The sequence below is a fragment of the Prosthecodimorpha staleyi genome, assembly GCF_018729455.1.
GTDB lineage: Bacteria > Pseudomonadota > Alphaproteobacteria > Rhizobiales > Ancalomicrobiaceae > Prosthecodimorpha > Prosthecodimorpha staleyi.
This window is the reverse complement of sequence record NZ_JAHHZF010000032.1, coordinates 1-5,463: the sequence shown is the minus strand read 5'-3', so window position 1 is coordinate 5,463 and position 5,463 is coordinate 1. Positions and strand designations below refer to the sequence as shown.

3 protein-coding genes, 4 pseudogenes and 1 other annotated feature are annotated in these 5,463 nt (G+C 59.4%); of the genes and pseudogenes, 4 read left to right on the top strand and 3 right to left on the bottom strand.

Going from position 1 to position 5,463, the window contains the following annotated elements; genetic code table 11:
- Window positions 1-319 precede the first annotated feature (319 nt).
- The gene (locus KL771_RS28105) at window positions 320-826 is read right to left on the bottom strand and encodes a hypothetical protein (RefSeq protein WP_261971817.1); all 507 of its coding nucleotides are present in this window, start codon (window positions 824-826) and stop codon (window positions 320-322) included.
- Window positions 827-1,030: 204 nt separating this feature from the next.
- Between KL771_RS28105 and KL771_RS28100 the strand changes: the two are divergent.
- Window positions 1,031-1,731 (top strand): annotated as a pseudogene (locus KL771_RS28100) (IS3 family transposase); the annotation flags it as partial.
- Window positions 1,315-1,431, top strand: a sequence feature (AL1L pseudoknot). It overlaps the preceding pseudogene by 117 nt.
- Window positions 1,732-1,920: 189 nt before the next feature.
- Here the strand turns inward: KL771_RS28100 and istA are convergent.
- A pseudogene (istA, locus tag KL771_RS28095) lies at window positions 1,921-2,667 on the bottom strand (IS21 family transposase); the annotation flags it as partial.
- 145 nt (window positions 2,668-2,812) lie between these two features.
- Between istA and KL771_RS28090 the strand changes: the two are divergent.
- The 3 genes and pseudogenes from KL771_RS28090 to KL771_RS28080 form a co-directional block, all read left to right on the top strand.
- Window positions 2,813-3,115, top strand: a pseudogene (locus KL771_RS28090) (DDE-type integrase/transposase/recombinase); the annotation flags it as partial.
- 58 nt (window positions 3,116-3,173) lie between these two features.
- A complete protein-coding gene (locus KL771_RS28085; RefSeq protein WP_261971816.1) occupies window positions 3,174-4,394 on the top strand; it encodes an IS256 family transposase in 1,221 nt (406 codons plus the stop codon).
- Between the two features lie 44 nt (window positions 4,395-4,438).
- Window positions 4,439-4,690: pseudogene (locus tag KL771_RS28080) on the top strand (integrase core domain-containing protein); the annotation flags it as partial.
- A 257-nt stretch (window positions 4,691-4,947) separates the two neighbouring features.
- On the opposite strand, the gene KL771_RS28070 reads toward KL771_RS28080, so the two are convergent.
- Window positions 4,948-5,403 (bottom strand): hypothetical protein, encoded by a 456-nt coding sequence (locus tag KL771_RS28070; protein WP_261971815.1) that lies wholly within the window; start codon window positions 5,401-5,403, stop codon window positions 4,948-4,950.
- Window positions 5,404-5,463: the final 60 nt, after the last annotated feature.

Below are 5,463 nucleotides of genomic sequence, written 5' to 3'. Positions count from 1 at the left end.
CAACAACCGCCTCGACGAGCTGATGCCCTGGGTGTACCGACCCTCGGCCGTCAAGGTGGGGTGAGGACGACGCTTACTCTCCAAGTGTCAATATTGACTGATTATCTTTAGCGCGCATACGCAGGCGCGCTTGGTTCACGCGCGTGCGACGCGATCCCGTCTCAGTCGAAGTCCTTTGAGAAATCACGGAAATAGAATTCCGCGATGCGCCGATAAGTGGCCTGAGCGCCAACGGCCAGAGGACACCGATCATCAGATAGGCGAGGGCATTCCGAGGTCGCGCCTATCGATCACGCGCAGTCAGGACCAGAGCAAAAATTTAGAAATTCCCGATGCGAGAGCGCTCTATGATGACGATGACATCTTGTCCTTGGATTTCTCGAACTAGTATCCGAGCATCGGAATTCTGCCCAACGCAATCAATAGCCGGAATGTTGATGGGAATGTAATGAGTCCGGGTGGTACCGGAAACCATACGCTCCCCCTTTTGCGTCCACTGCTCGCACTGGTACTGGATACGGTAATGTGAAAACATATGTCGAGACACTTCTTGAGCGCTCATTCTAGATAGATCGAAAAAATTAGGATCTAACCAAAGTTTTATTAAAGTATTTTTTTCGTAAAAAGCAAAAATAAATTCACCACCTCCCTTTTGGTAAGTATACTCTATAATACTTCCAGAAGAACGCCTATATCCTAACGATTCAAGCGTCTGTTCGGTCTGCTGCTTCGATGCTCCGAGTACGAGTCCTCGGAACTCAGTAACCGCATATGAATTATCCTGGATCAGGACCAAAAAGGCGGTACCAAGGATAAAACTTCTCACTTTTATCTCCTCTATACAAAATTTGTATGCCAAAACTACTGCGCAATAGTCAAGACCCAAATGCTCAAAATGACGAAGGCGCCGCTCCATCGGGCGATATTGATTGCTGATTTACGATCGATCCATCTTAGGCAAGCCCAGGGGCGATCATTCTGAACCGCCCCGGGTTTGCCGGAGGCTCAAACTCCTCAATAGGATGGAGTCATGACAAGCCAGACGACGAACAAGTTCTCTCCGGAGGTCCGTGCCCGGGCGGTGCGGATGGTGTTGGAGCACGAAGGCGAGTACGCCTCGCGCTGGACGGCGGTGCAGTCCGTCGCCACGAAGATCGGCTGTTCGCCGCATACCCTGCTCGACTGGGAGAAAAAGGCGGAGGTCGACAGCGGCAAGCGTGCCGGCGTGCCGACGGATGTCGCCGAGAGGCTGAAGGCCCTTGAACGTGAGAACCGAGAACAGCGGCAGACCAACGAGATCCTGCGCAAGGCGAGCGCGTATTTTGCCGCGGCGGAGCTCGACCGCCGGTCGAAGACATGATCGCGTTCATCGACGATCACCGGGCTGACCACGGGGGCGAGCCGATCTGCAGGGTGCTGCCGATCGCCCCGTCCACGTACTTCGCCCGCGCGGCCGAGCGGGCCGATCCGAGCCGACGGGCCGCTCGCGCGCGGCGAGATACCGGCCTCGAGCCTGAGATCACCCGTGTGTTCCGGGCGAACTTCCAGGTCTACGGCGCCCGCAAGGTCTGGCGGCAGCTGAACCGGGAGGGGATCGAGGTTGCTCGGTGCACGGTGGAACGGTTGATGCGGCGCCAGGGCTTGGCCGGCGCGGTCCGTGGCAAGCCCATCAGGACCACCGTGCGCGACAAGGCGGCACCTTGTCCGCTCGACCACGTCAACCGGCAATTCTGTCAACGCCGCCTGAAAAATCCCCAGAAGCGCCGAAGTAAAATTCCCCAGTTCGGCCGGTCAGATGGCGAGGGAGAGTTGGGGATTTTTCGGTGGCCGTCCTCGGCGGCGCGGCAGGGTGTGGATTGCAGGGGGTGCGATGGTGGCCTTGGAGCGGAGATGCTCGGGCATGAGTTCGGCGTGCTGGCGAAGTCGGTAGTCCTCGCGGATGAAGCGGAACGGTCGCTCGACCTTGCCCTTGGTCTTGGCCCGGTAGGGTCGGCAGGCTCTGGGATGGAAGCCGTAGTGGCGGGCGAGGTCGACGAGGCTTCGGTTGTAGACGATGCCGTCGGCGTCGCCCGCGCCGGTAACCGCGGTCTTCATGCGGTCATAAAGGATCTCCTTTGGCACGCCGCCGATCGCCGCGAAGGCGGCGACGTGGCAGCGCAGGACCGTCGGCAGGTCCTGGCGCAGGAAGAAGCGGGCCCAGATCAGGCGGCTGTAGCCGAGCACCATGGAGAAGAGCCAGACGACCCGGGGCGTATCGGGTTCGTCCTCGAAGACGACATGGAACTGCGCGAAGTCGACCTGCGCCTGCTCGCCGGGCGCCGTCTCGAAGCGGACCTCGTAGCCGGCGGGGGCTGGAGGCCGGACATCGCGCAGGAAATCGGTGACGGCGGTGTAGCCGCCTGCGTAGCCGCGCTCCTTCAGCTCGCAGAAGAAGCGTCGACCGGTCAGACCCGGATAGACGGCGACCCGTTCACGCAGGTAGGCGGCGAAGGGATCGAGCACGGTGGCCCGCGGTGAGCGCGGCCCGTAGGCGGGCGCCTCCAAGCCTCGCTCGATGTACTTGCGAACGGTCTTGCGGTCGATGCCCGTCTGCCGGGCGGTCGCCGACACCGAAAGGCCTTGCCGGTAAAGATCCAGGATCATCATGTGCTCCCCGAGCTTGATCACCGACGCCTCCCCGCGACCATCGCGAGGACCATCGGCGAACGCGCGCCGCCGGTCTTCGGGGGCGCGCCCCGGAAGACCGGCGCGGACCCTCAAACTGGGGAAGATTCAAACGGCACTTCTGGGGAGAATTGATCCGGCAGTGACACAATTCTACGCTCCGAGGCCGAATATGCTGCGGCTGTCGAACTTTACCTACGTCTCGACATGGACCGGCTTCGTCTATCTGGCGTTCGTGATCGATGCGTTTGCCCGTCGGATCGTTGGCTGGCGGGTGAGCCGGACAGCTCATGCTTCCTTCGTCCTAGACGCGCTCGAACAGGCGCTGCATGCCCGACGACCGATGAAGGGCGGCGGCTTGGTCCACCACAGCGATCGGGGCAGCCAAGGCGGATTCAAGCGGTCGTCGCAACACCATGGAGGATATTGCGATGAAAAGATCGAACCCTCGGGGGAGTGTCAGGAATTTCGTGTGCGGGCGTGCATAGTGCGATCGATGGAGAGACCCTATGGCACGACGGAAAGAGCCTGTCATCCCGGACGTGATATTGGACCAGTTGCTGGCGGGCGCCGACGCCAAATCGGCGTTCGACAGCAATGGCTTGCTGGATCAGCTGAAGAAGGCGCTGGCCGAGCGGGCGTTGAATGCCGAGATAGACCACAATCTGGCCGGCGAGGCCGGTTCCGGCAACAGCCGTAACGGCTACGGCAAGAAGACGGTGCTGACCGACAGCGGCTCGGTCGAGTTGTCCATCCCGCGCGATCGCCAATCAAGCTTCGACCCCCAGCTTCTGGCCAAGTATCAGCGGCGATTTCCGGGCTTCGACGACAAGATCGTGTCGATGTACGCGCGCGGCATGAGTACCCGCGAGATCGTCGGCCATGTCCAGGAGCTCTACGGCATCGAGGTATCGCCCGATCTGATCTCGGCGGTGACGGATGCGGTGCTGGATGAGATCGCGGCCTGGCAGATCCGCCCGTTGGAATCCGTTTATCCCATTGTCTTCTTTGATGCTCTTCGCGTGAAGATCCGCGACGAAGGCCATGTTCGGAACAAAGCGGTGCACGTCGCGCTCGGCGTTCGCGGCGATGGGACCAAGGAAATTCTCGGACTGTGGATCGAGACCAACGAAGGGGCGAAATTCTGGCTGCGCGTCATGAACGACCTGAAGAACCGCGGCGTCGAGGACATCCTGATCGCCGTCGTCGACGGCCTGAAAGGTTTTCCCGACGCGATCAACGCCGTCTTCCCGGAAACGACGGTGCAGACCTGCATCGTCCATCTGATGCGTAATTCGCTGGATTTTGCCTCCTGGAAGGACCGCAAGGAGCTGGCGGGCGGGTTGAAGGCGGTCTACGCCGCCCTCGACGACACGGCGGCCGAGGCGACGCTGACGGCCTTCGAGGCCGGCCCCTGGGGCCGCAAATACCCGGCCATCGGCCAGATCTGGCGGCGCGCCTGGTCCGAAGTCATCCCCTTCTTCCCCTTCCCGAAGGACGTACGACGGATCATCTATACGACGAATGCCATCGAGGCGCTGAATTCCAAACTGCGCCGGGCAGTCCGCGCCAGGGGCCACTTCCCAACCGATGAAGCCGCCATGAAGCTCTTGTTCCTGGTCTTGAACCGCTCAGAGAAGGAGTGGAAGATGCCGTCGAGGGAATGGGCCTTGGCCAAGAGCCAATTCGCCATTCTCTTCGCGGACCGATTCCAGGCCGCGAGGGCGTAAGCAATGTTCAACCGCACGCCCGCACACGAAATTCCTGACACTCCCAACCCTCGGTCGGCACGGTCGGCGATTCCTACGGCAATGCGCTGGCCGAGACGATCAACGGCCTCTACAAAACCGAGGTTATCCATCGGCGCGGGCCGTGGCGGTCGTTCGAAGCCGTCGAGTTCGCTACACTCGAATGGGTCGACTGGTTCAACACCCGACGACTTCTCGCCCCGATCGGCAACATTCCGCCCGCCGAGGCAGAGGCACGCTACTATGCCATGCTGGTCCCACCAGCCATGGCGGCATGATTTGAGCAAATCAGCCTCCGGCAAACCCGGGGCGGTTCACGGCGCCGCGAAATCCCGCTCTAAGCAAACCGAGGCTTTGTTGACCAGAGCCCTGATCGTACGTAATTCATAATCCGACCGGAGCCGTGTCTCCAGGTCAACGTCGGAACAGGACACCCATTCTTTCGTCCGTTCCGCGCAAATCCCCTCTCCCTAGTTGTTTGGCAGCAATGATGAATGCCAAGAACGGCCTGACGAGAGCATTCTTTATCAGCCTTCTATTTATATGTCTTGTCGAACAGGTTTTTGCAGCCGACGTCCTCGGCTACTTCACCGTCGTCCTCTTCAAAAATTAAATGCATTCTTCCATTTTTCCATTCGTAAGCTTCAAAATAGCACTGTTCAGAATTATTCCACTGTGAAAGCACGAGCCCGCTGTTGACGTGGAATGCGATTTCTCTTGTGTTTGGCAGCAATGCATCGCTCCAAAGTATCCTTCCGCTTTTTGTATCTATGACAAAGAGCACAACGCCACCAGTCTGCCACACTTCGACTAGCGTGTTTGTGCCGGCGAAATTGGCTTTCCGAATCTTATTCACGGAGTCCGTGATGCGCGTGCGGTAATCGCGATACTTTCTGTCTCTACCGTTAAACTGGGGTACCTGCGCCGCACCATTGAAAAAAGAGAGTACTGGATAATCACTGAAACGTGGACGGCTAGGACCTGTTGACAAATAGGATTCCGTTCTTCGACCTCCCGTGATTCAAGGTTGCCTTCGAGAGGAGGCAGTCGT